The sequence below is a fragment of the Bacillus sp. T3 genome (assembly GCF_033449965.1).
In the GTDB taxonomy this organism is placed as follows: domain Bacteria; phylum Bacillota; class Bacilli; order Bacillales; family Cytobacillaceae; genus Bacillus_BU.
The window spans coordinates 3,253,606-3,278,362 of sequence record NZ_CP137761.1 but is presented as its reverse complement, the minus strand read 5'-3'; the positions used below and the strand labels follow the sequence as shown (position 1 = coordinate 3,278,362).

General features: G+C 38.3%; 28 protein-coding genes and 4 pseudogenes. 26 read left to right on the top strand and 6 right to left on the bottom strand.

What is annotated here, in order from left to right; genetic code table 11:
• Positions 1-19 precede the first annotated feature (19 nt).
• From RGF10_RS16855 to RGF10_RS16820, 9 genes and pseudogenes are all read left to right on the top strand, one after another.
• Complete coding sequence (locus tag RGF10_RS16855; protein WP_318503945.1) at positions 20-868, top strand: FAD synthetase family protein; 849 nt, start codon at positions 20-22, stop codon at positions 866-868.
• 46 nt (positions 869-914) lie between these two features.
• Positions 915-1,718 (top strand): 2-keto-4-pentenoate hydratase, encoded by an 804-nt coding sequence (locus RGF10_RS16850; RefSeq protein WP_412176639.1) that lies wholly within the window; start codon positions 915-917, stop codon positions 1,716-1,718.
• Positions 1,718-2,137: a 2-keto-4-pentenoate hydratase gene (locus RGF10_RS16845; protein WP_318503944.1), complete on the top strand. Its 420-nt coding sequence runs from the start codon at positions 1,718-1,720 to the stop codon at positions 2,135-2,137. Before RGF10_RS16850 ends, RGF10_RS16845 begins: the two co-directional genes overlap by 1 nt.
• A 127-nt stretch (positions 2,138-2,264) precedes the next feature.
• A complete protein-coding gene (locus RGF10_RS16840; RefSeq protein ID WP_318509682.1) occupies positions 2,265-2,594 on the top strand; it encodes a hypothetical protein in 330 nt (109 codons plus the stop codon).
• On the top strand, positions 2,536-2,661 hold the full coding sequence (locus tag RGF10_RS16835) for a tautomerase family protein (RefSeq protein WP_318509540.1): 126 nt from the start codon (positions 2,536-2,538) through the stop codon (positions 2,659-2,661). The genes RGF10_RS16840 and RGF10_RS16835 overlap by 59 nt, the downstream gene beginning before the upstream one ends.
• The gene (locus tag RGF10_RS23940) at positions 2,651-2,713 is read left to right on the top strand and encodes a hypothetical protein (RefSeq protein ID WP_412176744.1); all 63 of its coding nucleotides are present in this window, start codon (positions 2,651-2,653) and stop codon (positions 2,711-2,713) included. Before RGF10_RS16835 ends, RGF10_RS23940 begins: the two co-directional genes overlap by 11 nt.
• 9 nt (positions 2,714-2,722) lie before the next feature.
• Positions 2,723-4,197 (top strand): annotated as a pseudogene (locus RGF10_RS16830) (aldehyde dehydrogenase).
• A gap of 174 nt (positions 4,198-4,371) precedes the next feature.
• Positions 4,372-5,076 (top strand): response regulator transcription factor, encoded by a 705-nt coding sequence (locus RGF10_RS16825; RefSeq protein ID WP_318503942.1) that lies wholly within the window; start codon positions 4,372-4,374, stop codon positions 5,074-5,076.
• Positions 5,057-6,532 (top strand): sensor histidine kinase, encoded by a 1,476-nt coding sequence (locus tag RGF10_RS16820; RefSeq protein ID WP_318503940.1) that lies wholly within the window; start codon positions 5,057-5,059, stop codon positions 6,530-6,532. Before RGF10_RS16825 ends, RGF10_RS16820 begins: the two co-directional genes overlap by 20 nt.
• 146 nt (positions 6,533-6,678) lie before the next feature.
• Here the strand turns inward: RGF10_RS16820 and RGF10_RS16815 are convergent, their stop codons facing one another.
• Together RGF10_RS16815 and RGF10_RS16810 are read right to left on the bottom strand one after the other, a co-directional pair.
• Positions 6,679-7,332: a FusB/FusC family EF-G-binding protein gene (locus RGF10_RS16815; RefSeq protein ID WP_318503938.1), complete on the bottom strand. Its 654-nt coding sequence runs from the start codon at positions 7,330-7,332 to the stop codon at positions 6,679-6,681.
• 179 nt (positions 7,333-7,511) lie between these two features.
• Complete coding sequence (locus tag RGF10_RS16810) at positions 7,512-7,781, bottom strand: CD3324 family protein (RefSeq protein ID WP_318503937.1); 270 nt, start codon at positions 7,779-7,781, stop codon at positions 7,512-7,514.
• 419 nt (positions 7,782-8,200) lie between these two features.
• Between RGF10_RS16810 and RGF10_RS16805 the strand changes: the two genes are divergently transcribed.
• The 7 genes from RGF10_RS16805 to RGF10_RS16775 are packed head-to-tail and all read left to right on the top strand — an operon-like array spanning position 8,201 to position 11,925.
• Complete coding sequence (locus RGF10_RS16805; RefSeq protein WP_318503935.1) at positions 8,201-9,115, top strand: HlyD family secretion protein; 915 nt, start codon at positions 8,201-8,203, stop codon at positions 9,113-9,115.
• The gene (locus RGF10_RS16800; protein ID WP_318503933.1) at positions 9,090-9,350 is read left to right on the top strand and encodes a permuted SH3 domain-containing protein; all 261 of its coding nucleotides are present in this window, start codon (positions 9,090-9,092) and stop codon (positions 9,348-9,350) included. Before RGF10_RS16805 ends, RGF10_RS16800 begins: the two co-directional genes overlap by 26 nt.
• Positions 9,347-9,679 carry an ABC transporter permease gene (locus RGF10_RS16795; protein ID WP_318503931.1) on the top strand — a complete coding sequence of 111 codons (333 nt, stop codon included), beginning with the start codon at positions 9,347-9,349 and terminating at the stop codon, positions 9,677-9,679. Before RGF10_RS16800 ends, RGF10_RS16795 begins: the two co-directional genes overlap by 4 nt.
• Positions 9,630-10,607, top strand: coding sequence for an ABC transporter permease (locus RGF10_RS16790; protein ID WP_318503929.1), 978 nt, complete (start codon positions 9,630-9,632; stop codon positions 10,605-10,607). The genes RGF10_RS16795 and RGF10_RS16790 overlap by 50 nt, the downstream gene beginning before the upstream one ends.
• Before the next feature lie 14 nt (positions 10,608-10,621).
• Positions 10,622-11,236: a hypothetical protein gene (locus RGF10_RS16785; protein ID WP_318503927.1), complete on the top strand. Its 615-nt coding sequence runs from the start codon at positions 10,622-10,624 to the stop codon at positions 11,234-11,236.
• The gene (locus RGF10_RS16780) at positions 11,199-11,432 is read left to right on the top strand and encodes an ATP-binding cassette domain-containing protein (protein ID WP_318503925.1); all 234 of its coding nucleotides are present in this window, start codon (positions 11,199-11,201) and stop codon (positions 11,430-11,432) included. The genes RGF10_RS16785 and RGF10_RS16780 overlap by 38 nt, the downstream gene beginning before the upstream one ends.
• Positions 11,416-11,925 (top strand): ABC transporter ATP-binding protein, encoded by a 510-nt coding sequence (locus RGF10_RS16775; protein ID WP_318503923.1) that lies wholly within the window; start codon positions 11,416-11,418, stop codon positions 11,923-11,925. Before RGF10_RS16780 ends, RGF10_RS16775 begins: the two co-directional genes overlap by 17 nt.
• 150 nt (positions 11,926-12,075) lie before the next feature.
• On the opposite strand, the pseudogene RGF10_RS16770 reads toward RGF10_RS16775, so the two are convergent.
• The 3 genes and pseudogenes from RGF10_RS16770 to RGF10_RS16760 form a co-directional block, all read right to left on the bottom strand.
• A pseudogene (locus RGF10_RS16770) lies at positions 12,076-12,161 on the bottom strand.
• A 37-nt stretch (positions 12,162-12,198) separates the two neighbouring features.
• Positions 12,199-13,287 carry a carboxypeptidase-like regulatory domain-containing protein gene (locus RGF10_RS16765; RefSeq protein WP_318503921.1) on the bottom strand — a complete coding sequence of 363 codons (1,089 nt, stop codon included), beginning with the start codon at positions 13,285-13,287 and terminating at the stop codon, positions 12,199-12,201.
• A gap of 55 nt (positions 13,288-13,342) precedes the next feature.
• Entirely contained in the window at positions 13,343-15,007 is a 1,665-nt protein-coding gene (locus RGF10_RS16760; protein ID WP_318503919.1) for a pyrroloquinoline quinone-dependent dehydrogenase, read from the bottom strand.
• Between the two features lie 181 nt (positions 15,008-15,188).
• Here RGF10_RS16760 and RGF10_RS16755 point away from each other — a divergent pair, with 181 nt between their 5' ends.
• Complete coding sequence (locus RGF10_RS16755) at positions 15,189-15,635, top strand: cytochrome C oxidase subunit II (RefSeq protein ID WP_318503917.1); 447 nt, start codon at positions 15,189-15,191, stop codon at positions 15,633-15,635.
• 51 nt (positions 15,636-15,686) lie between these two features.
• Here the strand turns inward: RGF10_RS16755 and RGF10_RS16750 are convergent, their stop codons facing one another.
• On the bottom strand, positions 15,687-16,403 hold the full coding sequence (locus RGF10_RS16750) for a 3-ketoacyl-ACP reductase (protein ID WP_318503915.1): 717 nt from the start codon (positions 16,401-16,403) through the stop codon (positions 15,687-15,689).
• A gap of 181 nt (positions 16,404-16,584) precedes the next feature.
• Between RGF10_RS16750 and RGF10_RS16745 the strand changes: the two genes are divergently transcribed.
• The 9 genes and pseudogenes from RGF10_RS16745 (at position 16,585) to RGF10_RS16705 (ending at position 24,563) form a co-directional block, all read left to right on the top strand.
• A complete protein-coding gene (locus RGF10_RS16745; RefSeq protein ID WP_318503913.1) occupies positions 16,585-17,448 on the top strand; it encodes a carbon-nitrogen hydrolase family protein in 864 nt (287 codons plus the stop codon).
• A 17-nt stretch (positions 17,449-17,465) separates the two neighbouring features.
• Positions 17,466-18,137 (top strand): GNAT family N-acetyltransferase, encoded by a 672-nt coding sequence (locus RGF10_RS16740; protein ID WP_318503911.1) that lies wholly within the window; start codon positions 17,466-17,468, stop codon positions 18,135-18,137.
• A 624-nt stretch (positions 18,138-18,761) separates the two neighbouring features.
• A pseudogene (locus tag RGF10_RS16735) lies at positions 18,762-19,557 on the top strand (DUF2935 domain-containing protein).
• A 464-nt stretch (positions 19,558-20,021) separates the two neighbouring features.
• On the top strand, positions 20,022-20,360 hold the full coding sequence (locus RGF10_RS16730; protein ID WP_318503909.1) for an ArsR/SmtB family transcription factor: 339 nt from the start codon (positions 20,022-20,024) through the stop codon (positions 20,358-20,360).
• A gap of 31 nt (positions 20,361-20,391) precedes the next feature.
• The gene (gene arsB, locus RGF10_RS16725; RefSeq protein ID WP_318503907.1) at positions 20,392-21,450 is read left to right on the top strand and encodes an ACR3 family arsenite efflux transporter; all 1,059 of its coding nucleotides are present in this window, start codon (positions 20,392-20,394) and stop codon (positions 21,448-21,450) included.
• Positions 21,451-21,474: 24 nt separating this feature from the next.
• Positions 21,475-21,897 carry an arsenate reductase (thioredoxin) gene (arsC, locus tag RGF10_RS16720; RefSeq protein ID WP_318503905.1) on the top strand — a complete coding sequence of 141 codons (423 nt, stop codon included), beginning with the start codon at positions 21,475-21,477 and terminating at the stop codon, positions 21,895-21,897.
• Between the two features lie 83 nt (positions 21,898-21,980).
• A complete protein-coding gene (gene arsD / locus RGF10_RS16715) occupies positions 21,981-22,346 on the top strand; it encodes an arsenite efflux transporter metallochaperone ArsD (RefSeq protein WP_318503903.1) in 366 nt (121 codons plus the stop codon).
• Between the two features lie 14 nt (positions 22,347-22,360).
• A pseudogene (gene arsA, locus RGF10_RS16710) lies at positions 22,361-24,157 on the top strand (arsenical pump-driving ATPase).
• A 235-nt stretch (positions 24,158-24,392) separates the two neighbouring features.
• Positions 24,393-24,563, top strand: a complete 171-nt coding sequence (locus tag RGF10_RS16705) for a hypothetical protein (RefSeq protein ID WP_318503901.1) — start codon at positions 24,393-24,395, stop codon at positions 24,561-24,563.
• Positions 24,564-24,757: the final 194 nt, after the last annotated feature.

Below are 24,757 nucleotides of genomic sequence, written 5' to 3'. Positions count from 1 at the left end.
TATGTGGGAGGGAGCTTTCTTGAAGGTTATTCATGTGACTCACAACTATCGCGAAATGGCTCTAGATCGTGTTAAGCCATGTGTGATGGCGCTGGGATTCTTTGATGGAATTCACTTGGGGCATCAGCGTGTGATTTTTGAGGCAAGAAAAATCGCGACAGAGAAACAGCTCCCTTTCGCGATTATGAGTTTTTTTCCGCACCCGAAAGAAGTACTTTTTAATGGAGAAAAAGTTGTCCCATATTTAATGCCCCCATCCCAAAAACAAAAAATATTTGAAAAAATGGGGGTGGATATTTTTTATCATGTTCATTTCGATAGAGAATTTGCTGCCTTATCCCCTAGGCAATTTGTCTATGAATATCTTCTTGAATTTGGCGCAAAGGTAGTAGTCGCAGGTTTTGACTTTACTTATGGCTATCGCGGAGAAGGTAATATGAATCGGATTGAAGCAGATTCGGATGGAAAGCTCAAATCAATCAAGGTACGTAAACTAGCACTTGCTGGACAGAAAATTAGTTCGACACTGATAAGAGAGTTGATTTTAGCAGGAGAGGTGGAAAAAATCCCTGATTACTTAGGGGCTTCCTATCAATTGGAAGGTAAAGTCATATTTGAAAAAGACAGAATGGAGGTAAAGGTTGATCCTTATTATCTATTCCCAGCCTCTGGCAAGTATGAGGTAACTGTACAACATCGTAATAGGTTAAGACAAATGATAGCTTTTGTAGACAAAGGGAAGCTTTCACTTCTTTATTCAAACGAGTCATCCTTGATATTGTTTGAAAACGAATCAATAAGGATTGAATGGAATCAACGTCTAGAAAATCAATTGGAGAGAATTATGAAACCTGTTTTTACAAATTAATCAATCTAGTTATTTAACAAGAATGTTTCATTGGGGGGATTTCAAAGTGAAGGTGTCCATACATGCTGCTGCGACTGACTTATTGGCAGCAGAGGAAGCGAAACAGCCGATAAAACCATTAACAGTAACCCATCCTGCTATTACGGTCGATGAAGCGTATTACATTCAATTGGAGCAAATACGCCGAAAAGTGGGGGACGGAGCGATTATTGTTGGAAAAAAAATTGGTGCGACTAGTAAAGCAATTCAGCAAATGTTCCAGGTAGACCAACCTGATTATGGCCATTTATTGGATGACATGATGTTTTTGGATGGAGACACACTTTCGCTTGACCGGTATCTCCAGCCGAAAGTAGAATTTGAGATTGCTTTTGTCTTAAAGAAGGATTTAAAAGGTCCAAATGTAACGATCTTGGATGTACTTGATGCGACAGATTATATTGTACCGGCGATTGAAGTGATTGATAGTCGAATAGAGAATTGGAATATTAAATTTGAAGATACGGTTGCGGATAACGGTTCATCTGCTGGGGCGATCCTCGGTGGAAATCCAACTAGCCTTGAGAATATAGATTTAACAAATATTGGAATGGTGGTTTATAAAAACGGAGAATATTTTGATTCGGCAGCGGGTGCGGCAGTAATGGGTAATCCACTACGCGCAGTAGCATGGTTGGCAAACTCGTTAGCAAAATATGATGTTTGGTTAAAAGCGGGGGAGGTCGTTTTATCCGGTGCGCTAACAGCGGCCGTTCCAGCTGAGCATAATGATTCCTTTACCGCAGAATTTGCTCACATCGGTTCGGTGTCTGTCTCCTTTAAAAGTCAAAATGAAGCGGGTGATAATTAATGATCAAAACGGATGTAATTACTCAGATTGCCACGGAGTTGTATCTGGCGGAAAAACATACAACACCGGTCAATCGATTTGTCGACCGTTTTCCAGAATTAGATGAAGCATTAGCCTATCAAGTTCAGGAAGAATTAATTGAAATCAAATGCAAGGAAGAACAGACGAAACGAGTTGGGCGAAAACTCGGTCTGACAAGTAAGGCTAAGCAAATCATGATGGGCGTTCATGAGCCTTCCTACGGCGTCTTGCTTGAAAGCATGCAGCTGTTTGCAGGGGAGCCGATCTCGCTTTCGCCTTTGATACATGCTAAAGCTGAGCCGGAGATTGCTTTTATTTTTAACAAAGAAGTAAAGGGTCCATCCGTATCGGTTGCGGACGTTCTTGCAGCAACAGAATTTGTAGCTCCTGGCAATTGAAATCATTGACAGCCGATTCCACGGCTTTAGCTTTACGTTAGCAGACGCTGTTGCTGATAATTCATCATCAGCTCGGTTTATTATTGGTGATCGTTTCTATGCACCAGATCAAGTAGACCTCAAGCTGATGGGCATGGTGTTTAAGAAAAACGGAGAATTTGTTTCAACCGGTGCTGGTGCGGCGGTTATGGGGCATCCAGCCCGAGCGGTTGCATGGATGGCCAATAGGCTTTACAAAATAGGACAGAGCATTAAGCCAGGTGAAGTGGTGTTAAGCGGTTCTTTATCAGGAGCTGTATCGATTGCACCGGGGACCAATTTGCGGCAAGTTTTGATGGAATTGGCTCAGTGGAAGCTGTTTTTACCGAATAAGAAAGGGAGTGCAGGCTATGCCGTTTATTCAAATCAATATTCTAAAAGGGCGTTCACCTGGAAAGAAAGAAATCTTGATCCGTAGAGTGACAGATACGGTCGCTGATGTTTTAGAAGCTCCTGGTCGGAAGCGTTCGTGTCATGATCAATGAGTTGGAGCCTGAGCATTGGGGAATTGCCGGTGAGTCTGTAAAAAAGAAATGAGGTAGCGAAATGATAGAAGTCCAGACTGGGGTAAGAGAAGTTGACCTTTATATTAATGGTAAATATGTAAAAGCAAGCAACGGTGCAACATTTGCGGTGAAAAATCCAGCAACTCAGGAATTGATTGCACAGGTAAGTGCGGCAACGGAAGCAGATGTGGATAAAGCCTGCCGCGCTGCCCGTGATGCGTTTGAACAAGGCCCGTGGCGGACGATGACTGTGGCGGAACGTTGTGCCAAGCTACGTCGCATGGCGGAGATTATTTTAGAACGAAAAGAAGAAATTGCCCGCTTGGATGCAATTGATGTCGGGAAACCATATCTTTCGACTGTCCACCATGAAGTTCCCCGAGCGGCAAATAATATCAAATTTTTCGCCGATTTCATGGAAAAACAGGGCGGGGAAGTTTATCCAATGGAAGAGGCGTACCTCAATTATACTCGCTATGAACCGGTGGGCGTGGCTGCATTGATTACACCTTGGAATGTTCCGTTCATGCTGACAACCTGGAAGCTCGGACCGTGTCTTGCAGCGGGAAACACCGCGGTTATTAAGCCAGCTGAGACAACTCCTCTATCGGTATCATTGCTTGGTGAAATTGCTAAGGAAGCAGGTATTCCTGATGGGGTTGTCAATGTTGTACATGGATTGGGGAGTGTTGTTGGCACTGCCTTAACGACACATCCTGAAGTGGATTTAATTTCCTTTACCGGTTCCACGTCTACTGGAAAAAGGATTATGAAAAATGGTGCTGATTCATTGAAAAAAGTGTCGTTTGAGCTTGGTGGCAAGGCTGCTAATATCGTTTTTGAGGATGCCAATCTCGATAAAGCGATTCCCGTTTCGATTCAAGCTGCCTTCATGAATTCCTGGAACAGGTGTGTTTGGCAGGATCGAGAATTTTAGTCCAACGAACCATCTTTGATGAATTTTTAGAAAGGTTCAAGAAGGAGGCAATGGAGTTAAAAGTGGGGGATCCCCAAAATGAGGATACAAAAATGGGCCCAGTTGTCAGTGAAGCGCATTATAACAAGGTAATCAGCTATCTTGAGGTAGCAAAAGAAGAAAATGCTACTTTGGTATGTGGAGGCAAACGCCCGCAACTACCGGATTATTTACAAAATGGCTATTATTTAGAGCCAACGGTCTATGTGCAAGAAAATCATCAGGCGAGGATATGCCAAGAAGAAATCTTCGGACCAATTGTGACCTTGATTCCGTTTGATACCGAGGAAGAAGCATTAAAAATAGCGAATGACACTGAGTATGGACTTAATGGTGTTGTATGGACAGAAAACTTACAACGAGCACATCGAATTTCTCATCATGTTCGAGCTGGTACCATTTGGGTGAATTGCTGGTTTGTTCGCGATTTACGAGCTCCATTTGGTGGATTTAAGAAAAGCGGGATTGGCCGAGAAGGTGGTCATCATAGTTTGGAATTCTTCACAGAAGCAAAAAATATTTGCATAGCACTAAGTTAAAATTTTCGACATTTTTTAACTGTATATTTTACAAAATAAAAGAATCCTCCTTTTTGGTATATTAGAATTGTCTAGGAACTACTACCAAAAGGGGGATTTCTCTATTCATCACAATTCCATCACAATTTATTGCTAATTATATAGAATACATACTAACATTGAGAGGGTCTTACCGTGAAAAAACCATTAATACTGATTGCAGATGATGAAATGAGGCTGAGGAAGCTGGTTTCCGACTTCCTATTGAATTCCGGAATTGGCGTTCTAACTGCTGAGGATGGAAAAATGGCCATTGATATTTTTATAGAGCAGCGTCAAAAAATAGATCTTATCATTTTGGATGTTATGATGCCACAAATGGATGGTTGGGAAGTATTAAAAGCGATAAGGAAAGTATCATCATCAGTTCCCATAATTATGCTAACGGCAAAATCTGAAGAATCGGATGAACTAACAGGATTTAAGCTTGGTGCAAATGATTATGTAACCAAACCCTTTTCGCCAAGTGTTTTAGTGGCAAGAGTTGAAAATCTTTTGAAACAATCACGAAAAATAAGTAGCGAACGGCTCGTATCAGGAAATCTTTCAATTGATTTAATCGAGCATATTGCCTATATTGACAATTGTCTGATTGAATTGACCCCAAAGGAATTCGATTTATTAGTTTTTTTCATTCAAAATGAAGGTATTGCGTTATCAAGGGACAATATCTTAAATGCAGTCTGGAACCATGATTATTTTGGTGACCTTCGGACTGTAGATACACATGTGAAACAATTGCGTGCTAAGCTTGGCATATTTAGTCGTTATATTCAAACAGTTCGTGGAATTGGATACAGAATGAGGTGCAAGGATGCGGATGACATCGATAAGAGTTAAATTATTTTTAATCCTGACATCTATTATCCTTCTTTTCGTCATCATCACCCAATTTTTTGGCATGTTTTTCCTTGAGGATTTTTACATTTTCTCAAAAAAGAAGTCACTTAATGAAAGTCTTGCCCAGGTGCAACAAATTTTATCCAAAAACAATCATTATGAAGAACATCTTGCAGCACTTCAAGATAGTAAAAACATTAATATTGTTATTACAGACAAAGATTATCATGTCATTTTCATGACAGCTTTTTTAAACAGTAAGGATAATAATCAGCTTCCTTATCCAAAATTACCAGATAAACGGGATAAACATATAAATGATTTAAAAGAAAACTTTTCTAAACTTCCAAAAATCGTAACCCGTACCGATCCACGGATGAACACGGAATTCTTAAGTATGTATTCCAAAATTAAGCTTCCAGATGATACTGAAGGTTTTATTGAGATTAGTACATCCATCGATGCCATGAAGGACAGCATCAGGGCAGCAAGCAATTTTATCCTTTATTTATCCTTATTGGTTACAGTCATTGGGACAATTACAATTTTCTATGTATCAAGAAAGATTTCAAAACCTATTGTTAAAATCGGTAAGCTAACGGCTGATATGGCCAATCTGGACTTTTCACAAAGAATAGAAGTAAACTCCAATGATGAGATTGGTGAACTAGGAAAAAATATTAATTTATTATCTGAAAAGCTGGATAAAACGCTTAACGAACTTGCTAACGCTAATTTTCAACTGAAAAAAGATCTTGAGATGAAAGAAAGAATAGATGAATCAAGAAAAGAATTAATCGCCAATGTTTCACATGAACTAAAAACACCGATTTCGCTAATCGCAGGTTATGCTGAGGGGCTCAAGGTCAATGTTAACAGTGAGGATAAGGATTTTTATTGTGATGTAATTATTGATGAAGCAGCGAAAATGAACAAACTCGTACTTAGCCTGTTAGATCTTTCTCAGCTTGAAGGTGGATACAAGCAGATGAAAAAAGAATCGATTAAGGCAAATGTCCTTATCGAGAATACGCTCGAAAAATTCAGCCTCATTTTTAAAGAAAAAGGGATTATAGTCACGGTTACTTATGAAGGGGAATATAAGGTATACGCTGATCCCGATAGAATAGAACAAGTGTTAACGAATTATATAACCAATGCAATCAATCATGTTGATCATTGTAAAATGATAACGATACAAGTCAAAGAGAAAAGTGAAGAAATAGTGTTTAGTGTTATCAATACTGGAGGCTGTATTCAGCCCGATGAAATTGATAAAATCTGGGATAGCTTTTACAAAATTGATAAAGCACGTACCCGAGAATATGGTGGCTCAGGACTAGGACTGACTATTGTCAAAGCGATTATTGAGGCGCACGGTGGAAAATATGGAGCAACTAATCATAAAGATTCCGTTGAATTTTGGTTTGCTTTAAAGAAAAAAGGAATAGCCTAAAATAAGCCGATCATTTTATGTGAACTTTTAGGATGAATGCAAAATACAAATTCAGAATCAATTAAAAAAACAGAGCTAATCATAATAGAATAGCTCTGTTTTTTTCAGTTAGGATTACATTGAATTTCTTACACTGTATGAAGTACCTAAATTCCTAATGACTCTTGAATAAAGGTTGTTAAATAGTCGACATTGGTTATGTTTTTATTACATTCGGAACTATCTGTGCAAATAAGATTCCCGATGGCCTTGTAGTAATCAGGATTTTTGGATTTTTTTGCCTTTGTTATGGTGGATATATAGCCTACCTCGCCAAAGCATTTGCAGAAGGAACAAAGATTTTTTTTACTATTTGGTGTCATTTTACATTCGATGCCGACCAATTTACCATCAAGTTCATATAGGACAAATTTTTTTTTGGATCCTAAATCATTCCAGCTTAAATAGGTTAGCAGGTTATGATCTATTTTGGATAAATCAGGTAGCTTTAACTTTTTATTCTTCGGATACATTTTTTTTAGCTGTTGCTCAGTGATTTTTGGAAAAGGCAACAAAAAGAGTGAAAGACGCTTGATATATTGGTCATATTCCTCATCTGATTTTAGTTTGGATAGATCGAGCATTTGCTGTTGTTCCATGTTTGCATTTGGAAAAAGATCCAAGATTTTTGCACTAGCTAATTCGATGACCGCTGCCAAAACGGTTGGGGGTAAATTCTTTTTAGTACTGTCCTTAATTAAAGCTATCTGTTTGTTTATGAAATTTAATTGTTCATTTTTAATAAATTTTTTGTTCATCATATTTCTCCTATCATATTGCTTAAGCCCTCATCACTTATTTTATAAAATAAAGCAGATTTCTAAAATGGAGAAAATAGTTTAGAAGCATTTTTTACATAAAACCATTATGTGTTATCGCTCTTAACTCTAAAATAAAAAAAGCACTGATGAAAGAAAGAATTTTCATCAATGCTTTTTATTCATTTCTTATGTGAATAAACAATCTTCTTAATGGTTTCGATTGAGAGGTAGTATTCCTTAGCCAGTTGCTGGATACTGCTTCCACAACTAAAAGAATCTCGAATTGCAGCATTACGTCGATCGAGCAGTCGTCTTCCGCCACTGGAAATTCCCCATTTCTGGTACTCCGTTTCCTGTTTAGGAATGTAAAGGGTCTCTCCTTGGACATACTTTTGAATTTCTATAATTAGCTTTTCGGGTAAAACCTTGGTTGCATTAATATACTTCATTTTTGCCCGCTCCTTATTTTAATTTTGAAAATAAGGTGCAAAGCCAAAAAAATTAGAAAAGCAATGCAGCGATTAAATTAACTGTTTCGCCCCATGCAAAGTATCGCCTTTCCAATAATAGGCTTTGCATGAGTGGAAGAAGTACCAGACAATCTAACGTGATTCTCCATCTGTAAGCACCCCCTTTAATTCATCATTATAACGAAATTACTTAGTGATTGAAACGTTAAATTCTATCTTTTCCTAAACCCGAAAGTGAGCAATAGATTTATCAAAGGTTGTTGTTTACCTCAGTCATCATACTTTGGCTATATATCTTTAATAGTTTATTAAAGGATTCTTCACATAGCCATCACAAACCATTTCTAAAATTAAGCCAGTAAACTAGTAAAGTGCTACTAAGAAAGGGTTGAGACATTTTGAAAAAACAAGCAATCGCAATTATTCTTTCTTTCTCTTTAGGGATGTCATTTTTGGCAGGTTGTTCAGAAGAGACCGAAGCTACACCTGTAAAAACTACTGAGCAAAAAGTTACAAAAGGAAATTTGGAAATAGGCCTTGCTGCCGATGGAAGAATCAGCCGGTCGATAACTAATTTGGATTTTGAAGTATCCGGCACAGTTAGTAAGGTGAATGTTCAGGTCGGACAAACTGTAAAAGCAGGTGACATTCTAGCTGAGCTTGATGATACGGATCTACAGCTTGCTGTCACACAAGCAACCAATGCTTTAGGTAAGGCTGAAGCAAATTATACTGACGCCGTTAATCAACGTGAAATTGATAAAATGGATTCAAAAATAAAAGTAGATGAAGCGAAAGCGAAATGGGATACGAAAACAGATGATGCGTCTCTAAAGGCTGCATATGAACTTGAATTAAAAAAATATCAAACTTTAGTAAACAGTAACTCATCGATTCAGAATGCAAAATTAAGCTTAGAAGAAGCGAAAAACGACCTCCAGGAAGCAAAAAATAATTTAAACAAGATTTATCTTAAAGCCCCTATTGATGGTGCGATTATGAACATTAACTATAAAGTGGGCGAAGTTGTAACAGGGACTCAAACCGCTACAAATAATAACTCATCTTCATCAAGCAGCGCCTTTATGACGATCGTCGATCCGTCGGTCATCTATGTAACAGCAACTGCTACAGAGACTGATATTACAGGGATCGCAACAGGTCAACAAATGAGAGTAGCAATTGACTCCGTATCTTTAGAAAATGTTGCGGGGGATGTGGTGTCTGTGAGTGATATTCCAACAATCGACAGCTCTGGTGTCGTTACTTATCAGGTTACCTGGGAAATTGGCAGAAGCAAATCCTATTATTAAAGATGGAATGACCGCATTTATAACATTTTTAAAAAAGGAAAAGACAGATGTTCTCCTTGTACCAAACAAAGCCATTTTTGTTGAAGATGGAAAGCAATATGTCAATGTTAAGCAATCGGATGGAAAAACCAAAAAAACAGCTATTACCGGCGGCTTAACGAACGGAATCCAAACGGAAGTGGTTGAAGGTCTTAAGCAAGGAGAGACCGTTGTCATAGGCGGTGTTCAACAATGAAATTAGTTGAGCTGTTACGTTCCGTTATGCTCAGCGTCTCTACTAATAAATTTAGAGTAATCCTGACATCGCTCGGAATTATTATAGGTACCTTTACGATCATTATGGTTGTCGGTATCGGAAAAGCCAGTGAAAAAGCAGTTGAAGATCAGTATAAGCGGCTATCTGTTGAAAGTATAACGATAACAAAGGCCCGTGGTCCCGGCAAGGGTATGGGCACTACCTCAACGAAGTCTTTGACTAAACAAGATGCTCTTCAAATGTCTGAAGTGCTTAACAATGTTAAGAGTGTGGGGGTTAGTACCTGGAACTTCATCAGAAATTGCTAATGGGTTAACAACTTCGACAGTCATGATTCAAGGAATTAACGAAGCTTATGCGGATATTACCCATCTGACTCCAATAAGCGGCGATCTATTTACTGATGAAGACGGGGCAATTAGAAACAAAGTGGTGGTACTTGGTTACAATTTAGCGGATCTTTTGTTCGATGGTGATATTAATGCTGCTGTTGGGACAAAAATCATGGTAAAAGGTTCACCCTACACCGTAACAGGTGTTTTAGAGCGTATTGGTGGGTCCGGCGGAATTAGTAGTGGACCTAGTAATATGTCAAGTTCTACAACAGCAGATGACATGGCGTTTATCCCTTATGATGTGGCACTAAAGTATACGACCGGTACGGGTGGAACAAGAGGCGGAGGCGGTGGAATGGGACAGGTAACCATTATCGCCCAAGCTAACGATATTAACAGCGTCCAGCCTGCCATTGAAGAAATTAAACAGTACATCGGAGAAATCACAGGGGATTCTGAATCCTATTCGGTCGTAGATGCGGGAAGTACATTAGCTTCAGCACAAGAGACATCCAATACGATGTCTGCCTTATTAATAGCAGTTGCCGCTATTGTTATGATTGTTAGTGGAATTGGAATAATGAATGTGCTGATGGTGGCTGTAAAAGAACGAACTCGAGAAATTGGTATTCTCAAAAGTATTGGCGCAGCAAGGAATGTTATCCTGCTAGAATTCTTATTTGAAGCAATATTTATCAGCCTTTGCGGTGGTTTGCTTGGAGTATTACTAAGTGTGTTCGCTCCATGGGTACTGTCCTTTACGGATATAAATTATTTAGCTTCGGTGGAAGGAATTGTGCTTGGTTTAGGATTTTCTGTGATAACTGGGATATTCTTCGGATATTATCCTGCTGCAAAAGCATCTAAGTTAAAACCGATTGAAGCATTAAATTATGATTGATAGGAGTGGCAACATTGAAAATCAAACGTTTATTAACTGGAATGGCATCGACTTTAATGATATTTGCAATAGTAGGTTGTTCAAATGCTGCAAGCTCAGAAGAACAAACGACAGCGGAGGAGACTACTTCTAAAGCGGGAAGCACGACTGCAGCTAATTTTGAAGAAGCCGATGTTTACGGTGAAGTATCTGAGGTTATTGGAAATGAAGTTACCTTGAAGCTGTTAGAAAAACCTAAAATGCCTACCCAAAACGGCGAAAAGGGCACCGCTCGACCTGAGGGTACTGATAAGGCAGCTGGAAATGCAGACACAGGTACAGCATCAAGTGCCGACACAGGTACAGCAGGAAGCGGAGCACCAGGTGGTGGTGGAATGAGAGAAAAAAATTATACTGGTGAAGAGAAAACAATCGTGATTCCAGTTGGGACGCCAATTGTGTCTATGACCAGAGGCGATAATGGAATGGAAGAAACAGAAATCAGTATCAATGAATTAGTCTCTGGAAGTACGTTATCAATCTATTATCAGGAAGATGGAAAAACAATCGAGAAAGTATCGATTAGAAAGCAGAGAACAGGTGGTGGAATGGGTGGTCCAGGTGGAGATGGTGGTAAAGCCGGTAATTAAGATGACCGACATCTGTAAGTCATATGGCAAAGATGAGAATAAGGTGGATGTATTAAAAGGAGTATCACTAACCGTTGATCAAGGAGAATTTGTTGCCATACTAGGTCCTTCAGGTTCCGGGAAAACAACATTGATGAACTTGATAGGACTAATCGATACGGTTGATACCTGGAGAGTTTTTGCTAGATGGAGTTAATATTAAAGAGCATTCTGAAAAAAACTATGCAAAAATCAGAAATGAAAAAATTGGGTTTGTCTTTCAAAAATTTAACCTCATTTCTAAATACACAGCCCTTTATAATGTAGCCCTACCATTACTTCTACGAGGCGAAAGCTATAAAGTGGCCAAACAGAAAGCTACAGAAACCTTAGAAAGAGTGGGGCTTGGTGATCGAATTCACCATCGTCCCAACCAGCTGTCGGGAGGTCAGCAACAGCGGGTTGCCATCGCGCGTGCGTTGGTTGGTGAGTGCCCTTTGATTCTTGCAGATGAGCCAACCGGTGCCCTTGACCAAAAGACAGGCAGGGAAGTTCTTGATTTTATTCATCAGCTTAATCGTGAAGGAAAAACAATTGTGATCATTACTCATGATGAAAGTATTGCTGCAAAAGCGCAAAGAATCGTATATGTAGAGGACGGAATGATTCAACACCATACTGGACAATCCGTTAATGAATTTTCCCATTAAGGTTTTAACATAACGGGACTTAACTGCTGTTTAGTTATGAATATATAATCGTAAGATAATATGTTATAATAAATTTCCTTGGCAGGGGCAAATAAACAAGAAAGCAGGGTGTCTTTGGGACATCCCTGCTTTCTTGCTTTAAAAGGATATGGGACTTGGTGGGAGTCCAACCCACAACATACATAACAGTTAACGTTTGTAACTGCTAGTTGCTCTAGGCGTTGAGCTACAAGTCCTGATGATAGTATCTGCAGTTGATTAAGATATATACATTTATTTTTGGCTCGGCTTAATTTGATGTGGTTCTTTTTCCTTTGCTTTTGGTATAAAGGATGAATCAATCGTATCGCCTGATTTCTTTTCTTCTTCTAAAAATCCTTCATATATGGTTTCGAAGAAAGTCGGATTCTTTTCCCACTCTGTTTTTGGTAGCGTTAGTACAAAGGAGCCATCGGGGTTTGGAATGGATATAGTATAGTTAGTATTCTTCGGAACATTAACACCAATTAAGGTTCCTTTATAATAAGCACCAGGAGCTGATGTGACCACTAACGTTGGTGGTTTGTCCGTAATGACAGTACCTTCTTTTGGAAGTGTGATATCGATATTAATTCCAATATCATCAGGAAAAACGAATACTTTATTTTCGGGCAAAGTGTAAATGGTATTGTTTAATATTACGACCATGTAATGATCTTCTTCATCTTCTGGGAGATAGTACATTGAATATTCTCCGTTTTTATTACTAGGATTGCTCATTGTAAACCCTTCAACTCCGTCGCGGCGCATATTGACTGTTGCCCCTTCGACTGGATTTCCGTCTGCATCTTTAATGGTGCCAGCGATTTTGTATTTTGATGGAACAAAGCTCGGGAATTTCTGTTCCTTCCCTAATTGAGCCTGACCATGAACATCCACTAGTGATGTGTTTTGTTTATTCTCACTTACTTTGTTAATTATGATGGGAAACTGAATAACCAGTTCGTCCTTCAATCCAACTATTAACTCTCTTGTTTTTTTGTCTATTTTTTCACCGTCTATTTTGGCATCGTCCGCATTTACGACAGTGATCGTTTTCTTTTGAACTTTATCCTTATTCAAGATAAACGACACTTCACCATTTTTGTCTGTTTTTTTTGTTACATGAAGGGAAGTTTCGACCTCGGCACCAACAACTGGTTTTCCGTCGAGCGTGAGCTTTGCCTTAAACGTTTCTGAATGGGAGTCATCGAATTTCCAAGGAGTAACGGTGGCTTCAGATTTTTCTAATCTAAATTCAGGTTTTTCTGAGGTAGTTCCACTGCATGCGGCTAAACTTGATATGGTTAATCCGACTAAAAGTGTATATAGTAGTTTTTTCATAGTCTCTCCTCTGTTTAATAAATAAAGCGGATTTTCATCCGCTTTATTATTCTTATTATTTCTTTGTCGTTTCAGCTTGAGTCTTATCTCCACCTAAAGCAAACACATGAATTTGTGGCTGATTACCGGCAGACGTGATCATCAAATACGTTTTATTGTTATGCTCAAAAATGGTTGGTGCAGCCGAAATGGTATCACCTGAAGTTTGGAACGACCATAGTTCTTTACCAGTAGCGGTCTCAATTGCTTTAACTTTTCCATCTAATTCACCATAGAAAGAAAGACCTGCTTTTGTACTGGTCAAACCACCACGCATTGGATCGTTCGTTTTGATTTGGTATTTGATCTTTCCATCATTTACGTCAATTGCGGTAATGGTGCCGTATGCTTCCGTATCTGCTGCGACAGCAAAAGAAGTACCCATTGCCCAAATTCCATAGAATTTATCTTTCATATCAGCTGCTTCTGCTTCGTTTTTAGCCGTTTTTGTAATATACGGTTGTTCAATTCCCGGAATGAGCGTTAAGTTGGAAGCTGGGTCGAATGTATCAGGTGCGTAGTTCTGTCCACCGAGAACACCAGGGTAAGTTAACACGCCTTCTGGGGTTGGATTCGGGTGATCGATTTTACTAAATGCTACATTTTTGTAAATAGGAGTACCCGTTTTCGGATCATAAGCAAACCATTCTCCACCTTTTGTCCCAACCATGACGATTTTTTGTTCTTTTCCATTCACTTTTGCTTTTACAATCGTTGGAGAATCTGCTGTATCATAATCCCACAGGTCATGCGAAACTTGCTGTTGTGCCCAAATCATTTTCCCTGTTTTTGAATCAAGTGCTACAACAGAGTCAGTGTGCGGGTTGTCGCCAGGGCGCGTTTCTCCATAATAGTCCGGAGCTGGATTGCCTGTACTGATATACATGATCCCAGTTTCGGTATCGATACTAGGTGGCATCCAAACCGCACCGCCTCCTCCAAATATTCCTTCAGCCAGCCAGTCTTGTCCCTTCGGTGGAACTGTATAGAAAGGCTCATCCCATGCAGGAGTTAGGTCGCTCGCGTTAAAGGCTGCTTCAAATCCACGGATCCCGTTGTCACCACCAGAAGAACCAACAAAGATTTTACCATCATAGTACACAGGAGCAGTAGTTTCATAGTAACCGTTTTCAGCAGTTACTTCAGGATAGAATTCACTAAGTTTCACTTGCTTAACCGTTTTTCCTGTTTTTTGATCGATGGCAACGATTTGGTTATCTGCGATTAACATAAATACTTTTCCTTCTCCAACAGCTACACCCCGGTTTGAACTCGGCATTTGCATCTTTTTAATGTGATCTAAAGTTTCTTGGTCAGGCTGCCATTGCCAGATGACATCGCCCTTAACTGCATCAAACGCAAAGACGTAGTTTGAGCTTGTTGTTACATAGGCCACACCATCAATAACAATTGGATAACTTTGGTTTCCACTTGGGATATCTTTATTTAATTCTTTAAAATTTTTATTCCAAACAATGCCTAAATCCTTCACGTTATCTTTCGTAAACTCTGAAAATGGTACATGACGGCCCAAACCATAGTCAAAACCAAAGGTTTCCCAGTTACTGTTAGTTGTTTCCTTTTTTTTGACAGGGTCTTTTTCAGTTTCTGTTGATGAACAACCAGTCGCTAGGAGCGAAGCAGCCAAAATTGCTGTAAAAAAATGTAAGCGTTTTCTCATTTTATTAATTCCCCCTTTTGAAATTTATTTATGATGCAAAATGGGATAATAGTACTGTTCGTCCCAAAAAAATATGAATGTACATGGTTTGTCCGAAAATATTATTCTTTTATCATATTTCCGATGTCTATCAAAATATAAATCATAAAAGAGTGAAATAAAAAAATTAGGAGGAAATAAAATGCGAAAGAAAATAATGGGTTTACTTCTAACACTATTAATGGTATTTACCTTAGCAGCATGTAGCTCCAATGAAAAAACAGACCAAACATCAAAAAATGATGGTAACAATGAACAACCCGCAGCTGCGCCAGCACCAGTCGATAGTAAAGAACCCGATACAAAGGAAGTAACTCCAACTGGTAATGTGGTAGAAGTGACGATTAATGCAAAAAACTTTGAGTTTGACGTGAAAGAAATTAAAGCAAAGGTTGGTGACACAGTAAAAATCCATTTTGTAAACACAGAAGGTGGACATGGTTTAGCTCTTGATAAGTACAATGTGGATGCTAAAGACGGAGACACGGTTGAATTTATGGCAGCAGAAGCAGGAGAGTTTGCCTATTACTGTTCAATAATGTGTGGTCATGGTCATGATCTAATGGAAGGGAAATTAATAGTTGAATAGTTGTTCACTTAAGAGGAAGAAAAAGCAGATCGAGTGCGATCTGCTTTTTTTTTAAGGATTTGTTGACCATAGTCCTGCTGTTTTAACGAAAACTCTTGGATTAAGTTTTAAACTGGCTACGATTAATTCAGCAAGGTCTTCTGCTTGCATAATGTTTTCTTCATTGCCACTAACTAGATTGGTATCAATGGCCAAATCAGTAACGACCGTACTTGGTGTTAAGGCCGTTACACGGATATTGTGCTTTCTTACTTCAAGCATAAGTGATTCTGTTAGACCTAAAACGGCAAATTTTGATGCACTGTAAGCACTCGTGATTGGAGCCCCTTTTTGACCAGCTGATGATGCAATATTGATAATATCACCTGATTTTCTTTCAATCATGTCAGGTAATACTGCTCTTGTTACATTATAAACACCCATCAAGTTTACTTGGATGATTTTCTCCCATTCTTCAGGAGTTAAATCAAGAAAACCACCAAATTTAGCAATTCCTGCATTGTTGATCAGAATATCAATCTGTCCTAGGTCAGATTTGATATGTTCAACTGCATGAGTAACAGATTCAAGATCCGTAACATCTGCTGATGCCGCGGAAACTTGCACATCATATTGTGCTAGTTCAGCCGCTACCTTTTCAAGATTAGACATATTCAAGCCAATCAATCCTAGATGAACACCTTCTTTCGCTAATGCGATAGCTGTAGCTCGTCCTATTCCTCTACCTGCTCCAGTAATAAGCGCAGTTTTTCCATTTAGAGAACCCATTTTATCACTCCTAAAAAAGTAGAAAATCATTATTTAATAATAACAAATTGAAGTTATGATTACTAATTTTTAACAGTATCGTTTTTTATACTATGTAATGAAAAAGTGCGTACTTGCTTGTTTTTTTTTCTTAGCTAATAATAGGATTAAATATTTTATTTATTTAGAAAGTGGGGATATTATGCAATTAAGAGTTTCAGCCGTTCAGTATCATCTCCATACGATTCATTCTTTTGATGAATTTGCCAATCAAGTGGAGCATTATATTAAAACAGCAGAAGAATTTGGATCGGATTTTATCATTTTCCCTGAATTTTTTACTACACAGCTTATGTCAATTGGCAATGATAAAGGGGAAGCCTTGACGATACAGGATTTACCCAACTATACCGAACAATATCGATCTTTATTTATCAATTTGGCCAAACAATATAAAATGCACATTATCGGTGGAACTCACGTGATTCAGAAAAGTGATCGTCTATATAATGTTGCACATATGTTCTATCCTGATGGAAGGGTTGCCGAACAAGCAAAACTTCATATTACGCCAACTGAAGTGACAGAATGGAATATGAGTGCAGGCGATTACTTAGAGGTTTTTGAGACGGAAAAAGGAACAGTTGCGATGTTAACATGTTATGACATCGAATTCCCGGAAATCGTTCGGATGGCAAAGGCGAAAGGGGCAGATGTAATCTTCTGTCCATCTTGTACCGATGATCGTCACGGTTTTCATCGAGTTCGTTATACAAGTCATGCAAGGGCCATTGAAAATCAAGTCTATGTTGTCACTACTGGTACGATCGGTTCGTTGCCAACGGTTGATTTCATGCGTGCAAATTTTGGGCAGGCAGCTGTCATCACCCCTAATGACATACCATTCCCTCCACAAGGTATTCTAGTTGAAGGGGAAATTAATCAAGATATGATTGTTACAGCAGATCTAAATTTACAATTGTTATATCAAGTTCGTGAAAAGGGGTCTGTTACTACTTGGCGTGACCGACGAACAGATTTATACACAGATTGGGAAACAAAATAGGGAAGGGAGATAAGCTAATGGAATATAGTAGAATTACGAATATCAACGATCCTTTATTTAAACAAATGCATCAATTAATGCAGGATGTATTTCCAAAAGAAGAAGTATTAGAATTTGATCTTTGGAAAGAACCATTGGAGGATCCGGGAATTCGTGTTTTTGTTGCTGTTCATGAAGGAAATGTAGTAGGGGCTACCGAATACCGGTATTATGAGGATTTTAATGTTGCGATGACTGATTTTACTATCATTGGTCAAGCTAGCTTGGGTATTGGTCCATTTTTAGCAAAGAAAAGGTTAGAAGATTTGCATGCTTTAGCATCAGCTAATAATCAGACATTATCAGGTATGTTTGCCGAAATCTATGATCCATATCGTGTAGATCACTATGAGTTTGGCGGTGTTAAGCCAATGGATCCATATGTACGTCGTGAAGTACTGGCACATCTTGGCTATAAACGTCTAGATTTCCAATATGTTCATCCTTCATGGAATAACGATGGTGAAGCAGTTACTGGCCTTGACCTTTGTTTCCTGCCAATGGATGGTGATATCAATGAATTACACACTGACTTAATTGTGAAATTCTTGAAACGCTATTATACGGTTTTAGCGAATAAACCAGAGTCTTGGTATACGATGATTGAAGACTTGGAAGCAAAAGAAACGGTGTCATTATTATATTTTTAATAACGGATGAAATAAAGCTTGGCAACTAAGTGTAAGAACAGGTTGATATTAAATAAACATATTTATCCAGAAAATCAATAAACTCTTAATAAGGAAGGGGGAATTGATTTATGGATAAGTGTATTTCCTGTGGAAACGAGCTATGCAAAATGGAGAGAAACAGGAGCGAATGCTGGGAGTGTAGAGAGAAAACATTTGAGTCTTATGGTGAAGAGGGTATAGATGAGTAATCATTTCTAAGTATAATAGACTAACGATGCTGGATAATTGAAAAAAAGCTGAGCCCTTTATTAGCGGACATACGTTCCGTTATTTTTAGAAAAAAGGATATTAAAAGAGGACTAACGGACATAGGTTCCTTTATTAGCCAAAAATAAAGCTATTTGACTTCCCTTTTTAGTAAATAGCGTACCTGATGTCCGCATCCACCTTCTAAATACCTATTTTTCTTAAAATAACGAACTCCATGTCCGCATACTTAAACGGGTAGCTATAAAGCAATAATTAACGCTGTTGAAATCAGAGTCAACAGCGTTTTTTATTTGATTTAATGGAGACTCATAAGAAGCAATTGTGCGGAATAAACATTAAAACAGTATGGGGATTTTTTCAGGAGGGGAAAGCATGAATGCTGTTTTTGAGCGAAAGGCAAGATTTGAGCATCGTTTTTGGCTTCAAATATTAGGCGATCATTCTCGGTTCATATATGAGTCACTTGCTCCCGTTCAAAAAGTGGAAATAGAAATGGCTCAAAATTTTATTCAAGCATTCGACCAGCTTCTTAACCAGGCAAAATCTGCTGATCCAAAGCAATTGGCCATCACAGCTGAAACCGAGGTTAATCGTTTACGAAGTTTTAAATTAGATTTATTAAAACATCACCTTATTGGGAAAACCAAAATTCATCTTCCACCTACCTTTATTAATCATATGGTAAGTGAATTAGAAGAATATTTAAGAATATTATCGCACCTAAAAGCTGGAAGGTTCCCCCGTGTATCATGAACTCCATCATCACCTCCTTTGGTTATTAGATGCGGCAGGTCATGCAGAAGCGATTAGCTCCAATTTAGATGGAGTAGAAATGAAACTAAAGGAAAAAAGTCATACATTTAAAAAGACTTTTGAAGCCTTTTATCTTAAGGCTGTGGAACTGGCTGGTTATTTACGATCAAATCTTACTGAGTTTCCTGCTTTAACCAAAATGAATCTTGACAGCGAGTTAGAAATTAAGCTATTTCAGGTTTTTTTAGAGGAGATAGAAGAGCTTAGGCTTACTAAACAGGCATTAGGCACCTTTGCGCCGCTTATGGCCGATCATATGTATCGCGAAGAATGTTATTATTTAATGAAATTAGCGGAATCTACAAAGCTTGACCCACCAAACTGTGATCCCGCTAAGCCAAGACTGAAGGAATGAACGGAAACGATTGTATAGAATAAGAAGGAAAAACTTCAGCCTAAGTTAATCAGATAAGGTTAATAAATTAATTAAGGGTTTGGGTAATATACCAAGCCCTTTTTGATATGCTCCTGGCATTGATGCTAGCAATTAATAAGAATGGTTAACTCGACTTCTATGCGTAATATTTGCAATGAAAAGAAGAGAACAGTGCACGCAGAGAGGTCCTATGTGCAATATTTGCAATGAAAAGAGGGTCATAGTTCACGTAAAGCAGTCCTATGAGCAATATCCACTATGGAAAAAGTGTCCCAGTGCACATAGAGTTTTATTGTAAAGGTTCAATTAAAATAGGAATATAACTCTTGTAATAAATAAGTAATTAATTATATACTTATCTCGGAATAGAAAAGCGAATCATTCGTTATTTTTTACACATCATATAAGTACATAGTTATTTAACTATATTGGAGGTGATGGATATGGAAAAAACACTTGATCAAGTGTCTCTTGTATTGAAGCTATTAGGTGATAAAACGCGCTTGACGATGGTGTCCATCTTAAAGCAACGTGAATGCTGTGTATGTGAGTTCCAAGAAGTGTTTGAAATGAGCCAACCATCCATTAGTCAGCATCTTCGAAAGCTAAAGGATGCAGGATTAGTAAAAGAAGAACGAAGAGGGCAATGGATTTATTATTCACTTAATAAACAAAACGGTTTGTATGGATTGATAGAGGGGATTTTGATCCATATTCCTTGTCAGGATGAAAAGATTAAACAAATTATCCAAAGCAATCCAACAGCAAAATGTGGTTGTTAATGATGAAACAAACATGAAAGGAAGTGTACATATGAGTAATTCACAGAAAAAACGATTAGGCTTCTTGGATCGATACTTAACCCTTTGGATATTTTTAGCTATGGCTATTGGTATCGCTATTGGTTTTGTCGTACCAGGATTCGTTGATAGTCTTAATAGTTTGCAAGTAGGAACGACTTCCATTCCGTTAGCGATTGGGTTAATTTTGATGATGTACCCTCCACTTGCAAAGGTTCGCTATGAAGAGATTGGGCGTGTCTTCAAAGATGTCAAAGTTTTGACTTTATCATTAGTACAAAACTGGATTATCGGACCAATTCTGATGTTTTTATTGGCGATCATTTTTCTTCAAGATAAGCCAGAGTATATGGTTGGTCTCATTATGATTGGGCTGGCACGTTGTATTGCAATGGTTATAGTATGGAATGATCTTGCAAAAGGGGATACGGAATACGCTGCAGGACTGGTGGCCTTCAATTCTATATTCCAAATGTTATTTTTCTCTGTTTATGCGTATGTGTTTGTTACGATCATTCCTGAATGGTTTGGAATCAAAGGGGCAGTAGTAGACATTACCATGATCGAAGTAGCAAAATCAGTCTTCATTTATTTAGGCATACCATTTTTTGCTGGAATGATTACTCGGTTTACTTTAGTAAAAGCAAAAGGCAGACAATGGTATGAGAAGGTATTTATCCCAAAAATTAGTCCGATTACATTAATTGCTTTACTATTTACGATTATCGTAATGTTTTCATTAAAAGGAGACAAGATTATTAGTTTACCGCTAGATGTTGTGCGGATAGCCATTCCACTATTAATCTACTTCGTGGTAATGTTTTTTGTTTCTTTTTTTATGGGGCGAAAAATTGGTGCAAACTATCCGGTAACGACAACACTTGCCTTTACCGCTGGTAGTAATAACTTCGAGTTGGCGATTGCGGTAGCCGTTGGGGTATTTGGCATTCATTCTGGAGCAGCCTTTGCTGCCGTCATCGGTCCTTTAGTTGAAGTACCGGTCATGATTGCGCTCGTCAATGTGGCTCTTTGGTTTAAACGTAAATATTTTACTGAAACACTGCATAACTAAACAATAAAAAGGCGGAATATTCATATGGAAAACAAAAAAATCATTTACTTCTTATGTACAGGAAATTCATGCCGAAGCCAGATGGCAGAAGGTTGGGCAAAAAACTATCTGAATGACGAATGGATCGTAAAAAGCGCTGGACTAGAAGCACATGGCTTAAATCCAAACGCTGTTAAAGCAATGAATGAAGTGAGCATAGATATTTCCAATCAAACCTCAGATGTAATTGATCCAGAAATCCTGAACCATTCGAGTCTAGTGGTAACTTTATGTGGACATGCGGACGAGCATTGTCCGATGACTCCACCCCATGTCAAAAGAGTTCACTGGGGATTTGATGACCCAGCTAAGGCCGAAGGAACAGAAACTGAAAAGTGGGCTTTCTTCCAACGTGTCCGTGATGAAATCGGAGACCGCATTAAGCGATTTGCTGAAACGGGTGAGTAATAAAATAATAGCCAGGAGTCAAAATGCTCTTGGCTTAATCTTTGTTGTTAATATAAGCAAATACTTATATAGGAGGATGTACCATGAGTAAAGTCGAAATCTTTGACCCAGCGATGTGTTGTCCGACAGGAGTTTGTGGTCCTAGTGTTGACCCTGAACTAACTAGAGTGGCTAATGCTATCTTTTTATTAGAGAAAAAGGGATTTGACATTAAACGATACAATCTCGGTTCGGAACCAGCGAAATTTGTGGAAAATAAAGAAGTAAATAAAGTCCTCCATGAGAAGGGGCCAGATGCACTTCCAGTCATTATAAAAGATGGTGTAATGGTTAAAATTGGAGTATACCCAACAAACGAAGAGCTTGCGGAATGGTTTAGTGTGTCTGTAGAACAATTGATGGTTAAACCAAAGACTAATCTTCAAATAGATCTTAATCCATTGAAGTAGAAAGAAGTGAAGTCATGTTTCAATCTTTCGATACGAATATGATCGTTAACACAAAATTTTTATTCTTTACCGGAAAAGGCGGAGTAGGGAAAACTTCAGCTGCGTGTGCAACGGCTGTTAAATTAGCTGATGAGGGAAAAAGGTATTACTTGTAAGTACGGACCCAGCTTCTAACTTGCAGGATGTTTTAGAAGTTGGTCTAACGAATTCTCCTATGCTTATTCCAAATGTACCTAATCTTTACGCCTGTAATCTTGACCCTGAAGAGGCAGCGAGAGCCTATCGAGACAAACTTATTGGTCCATATCGTGGGAAACTTCCAGAAACAGTTGTGTCAACGATAGAGGAACAGTTATCAGGTGCTTGCACCGTTGAAATAGCAGCCTTTGATGAATTTACCAATTTACTTGCAGATCCTTTGATTGTTGACGCGTATGAACATATCATCTTTGATACGGCACCAACCTGGTCATACACTCCGTCTGCTACAACTGCCAACTGCTTGGAGTGGATTTTTAGAGGAAAATACACATGGAGCCTCGTGCTTAGGACCTTTATCTGGGTTATCCGAAAAGAAACAAATCTACTCCGATACAATGGAAGCACTTTCTGATTCAACAAAAACAACTCTTATCCTTGTTGCAAGACCTGATGATTCATCTTTAATAGAGGCAAACCGTGCATCTAATGAATTAAAGGAAATAGGGATTAAAAATCAGGCACTTATTATTAACGGCTTAATGCAAACCTATTTACCTGAAGATAAGATTTCTGTATCATTCTATGAGCGCCAACGAAAAGCAATTAAACAATTGCCAAGGGATTTAAAGCAAGTGGCCATTTATACGTTACCATTTGTATCCTATTCTTTAACAGGTGTTAAACATCTTCGGTATTTATTAAAAAAATACACAATGCCAGTGTCACAAGTTGAAGATATAGGCAAAACGATATCGTTACCAGGGTTAAGTAAAGTAATTGACGAATTCTCAGAGAATAATAAAAGAGTAATTTTTACAATGGGTAAGGGTGGGGTTGGAAAAACTACAATGGCCTCTTCCATTGCTGTTGGATTGGTGGAGAAGGGTCATAAGGTCCATTTAACCACTACAGACCCAGCAGCCCATTTAGAGTTTGTTTTTCAAAATAGTGAGTTGAATGATCGATTAACGATAAGTCGAATCAATCCAATAGAAGTAGTAGCGGAATACAAGCAGGAAGTTTTATCGAAAGTAAGCAATGAGCTTGATGAAGCTGCTGTTGCTTATATTGAAGAAGATTTAAACTCACCATGTACAGAAGAAATTGCAGTATTTCGTGCTTTTGCAGATGTGGTGGAAAGGGCACAAAATGAAATAGTCGTCATTGATACGGCACCAACTGGACATACCCTGCTGCTATTAGATGCGGCCCAGTCTTATCATAAGGAACTAGCGCGTTCCACAGGAGAGATACCTGAAAGTGTGAAAGCATTGCTACCACGTTTAAGGAATCAGGAAGAGACGAGTGTTGTCATTGTTACGCTAGCTGAAGCTACTCCTGTTCTAGAGGCAAGTCGATTACAGGCTGATTTAAAGCGGGCCGAGATTGTTCCGACATGGTGGATCATTAATCAAAGCTTATATGCAACAGCAACCAATGATCCTGTGTTAAATGGAAGAGCACAGGCAGAAGAGGGTTGGATTAATCGGGTGACAACGGACTTGGCTGAGAAATGTGCAATTGTCCCTTTAATGAGTAATGAAATTAAAGGATACGAACAATTAGAAAGGTTCGTAAATGAAACTGATAATAGTAAAATCTCCTTTTGATGATGATAATTACTGCTAAATAAGTTAACCCAATTTGTAAGTATGCGCACAATAAGTCTTTTTAATTTGCAAGATGAAAAAAAACAAGTAAAATTAGTTAGTTAATTTTTTGAAAGGTGATGGGCAAATGAAGATTACAGATCAAGCACGTGACGTATTAAAGCAATTGTTCCAAAATGACGATTCGAAAAACATTCGAGTCTATTTTGCAGGCTTTGGCTGAGGACAGCCACAAGTGGGACTGTCTCTGGATGAGCCAGATGAAATGGACAAGATATTATTAATTAATGAAATTCAAGTGGCGATCGACCCTAACATCGAAGCCCATGCACAAACGCTAACGCTTGATGTTAATCAAGAAGGTAAAGCTCTTGTGTTATTAGGAAATGAAAGTAATTGTTGTTAGAGCAATTTAATAGACAAAATGTTCAAAAAAGTATTGAGTTAAATTAGAATATTAATAAACCCAGGATTATTAGTCCAATCCAATCCGAAGGCTAATGATCCTTGTTAATACACCTAAGGGATCCAATATTTATATTATTTGGTAAAATGAACCAAGTGATTGATCGATCTGTTCAATTATCAAAAAAACTTAAG

Excerpts from the sequence above, each read along its gene's own strand:
- RGF10_RS16760 (WP_318503919.1), bottom strand. The coding sequence starts at position 15,007 with ATGAGAAAACGCTTACATTTTTTTACAGCAATTTTGGCTGCTTCGCTC.
- RGF10_RS16755 (WP_318503917.1), top strand. The coding sequence starts at position 15,189 with ATGCGAAAGAAAATAATGGGTTTACTTCTAACACTATTAATGGTATTT.
- RGF10_RS16730 (WP_318503909.1), top strand. The coding sequence starts at position 20,022 with ATGGAAAAAACACTTGATCAAGTGTCTCTTGTATTGAAGCTATTAGGT.
- RGF10_RS16840 (WP_318509682.1), top strand. The coding sequence starts at position 2,265 with ATGGGCATGGTGTTTAAGAAAAACGGAGAATTTGTTTCAACCGGTGCT.
- RGF10_RS16745 (WP_318503913.1), top strand. The coding sequence starts at position 16,585 with ATGCAATTAAGAGTTTCAGCCGTTCAGTATCATCTCCATACGATTCAT.
- RGF10_RS16740 (WP_318503911.1), top strand. The coding sequence starts at position 17,466 with ATGGAATATAGTAGAATTACGAATATCAACGATCCTTTATTTAAACAA.
- arsD (WP_318503903.1), top strand. The coding sequence starts at position 21,981 with ATGAGTAAAGTCGAAATCTTTGACCCAGCGATGTGTTGTCCGACAGGA.
- RGF10_RS16845 (WP_318503944.1), top strand. The coding sequence starts at position 1,718 with ATGATCAAAACGGATGTAATTACTCAGATTGCCACGGAGTTGTATCTG.
- RGF10_RS16820 (WP_318503940.1), top strand. The coding sequence starts at position 5,057 with ATGACATCGATAAGAGTTAAATTATTTTTAATCCTGACATCTATTATC.
- arsC (WP_318503905.1), top strand. The coding sequence starts at position 21,475 with ATGGAAAACAAAAAAATCATTTACTTCTTATGTACAGGAAATTCATGC.
- RGF10_RS16750 (WP_318503915.1), bottom strand. The coding sequence starts at position 16,403 with ATGGGTTCTCTAAATGGAAAAACTGCGCTTATTACTGGAGCAGGTAGA.
- RGF10_RS16795 (WP_318503931.1), top strand. The coding sequence starts at position 9,347 with ATGAAATTAGTTGAGCTGTTACGTTCCGTTATGCTCAGCGTCTCTACT.
- RGF10_RS16765 (WP_318503921.1), bottom strand. The coding sequence starts at position 13,287 with ATGAAAAAACTACTATATACACTTTTAGTCGGATTAACCATATCAAGT.
- RGF10_RS16815 (WP_318503938.1), bottom strand. The coding sequence starts at position 7,332 with ATGATGAACAAAAAATTTATTAAAAATGAACAATTAAATTTCATAAAC.
- arsB (WP_318503907.1), top strand. The coding sequence starts at position 20,392 with ATGAGTAATTCACAGAAAAAACGATTAGGCTTCTTGGATCGATACTTA.
- RGF10_RS16790 (WP_318503929.1), top strand. The coding sequence starts at position 9,630 with ATGTTAAGAGTGTGGGGGTTAGTACCTGGAACTTCATCAGAAATTGCT.
- RGF10_RS16810 (WP_318503937.1), bottom strand. The coding sequence starts at position 7,781 with ATGAAGTATATTAATGCAACCAAGGTTTTACCCGAAAAGCTAATTATA.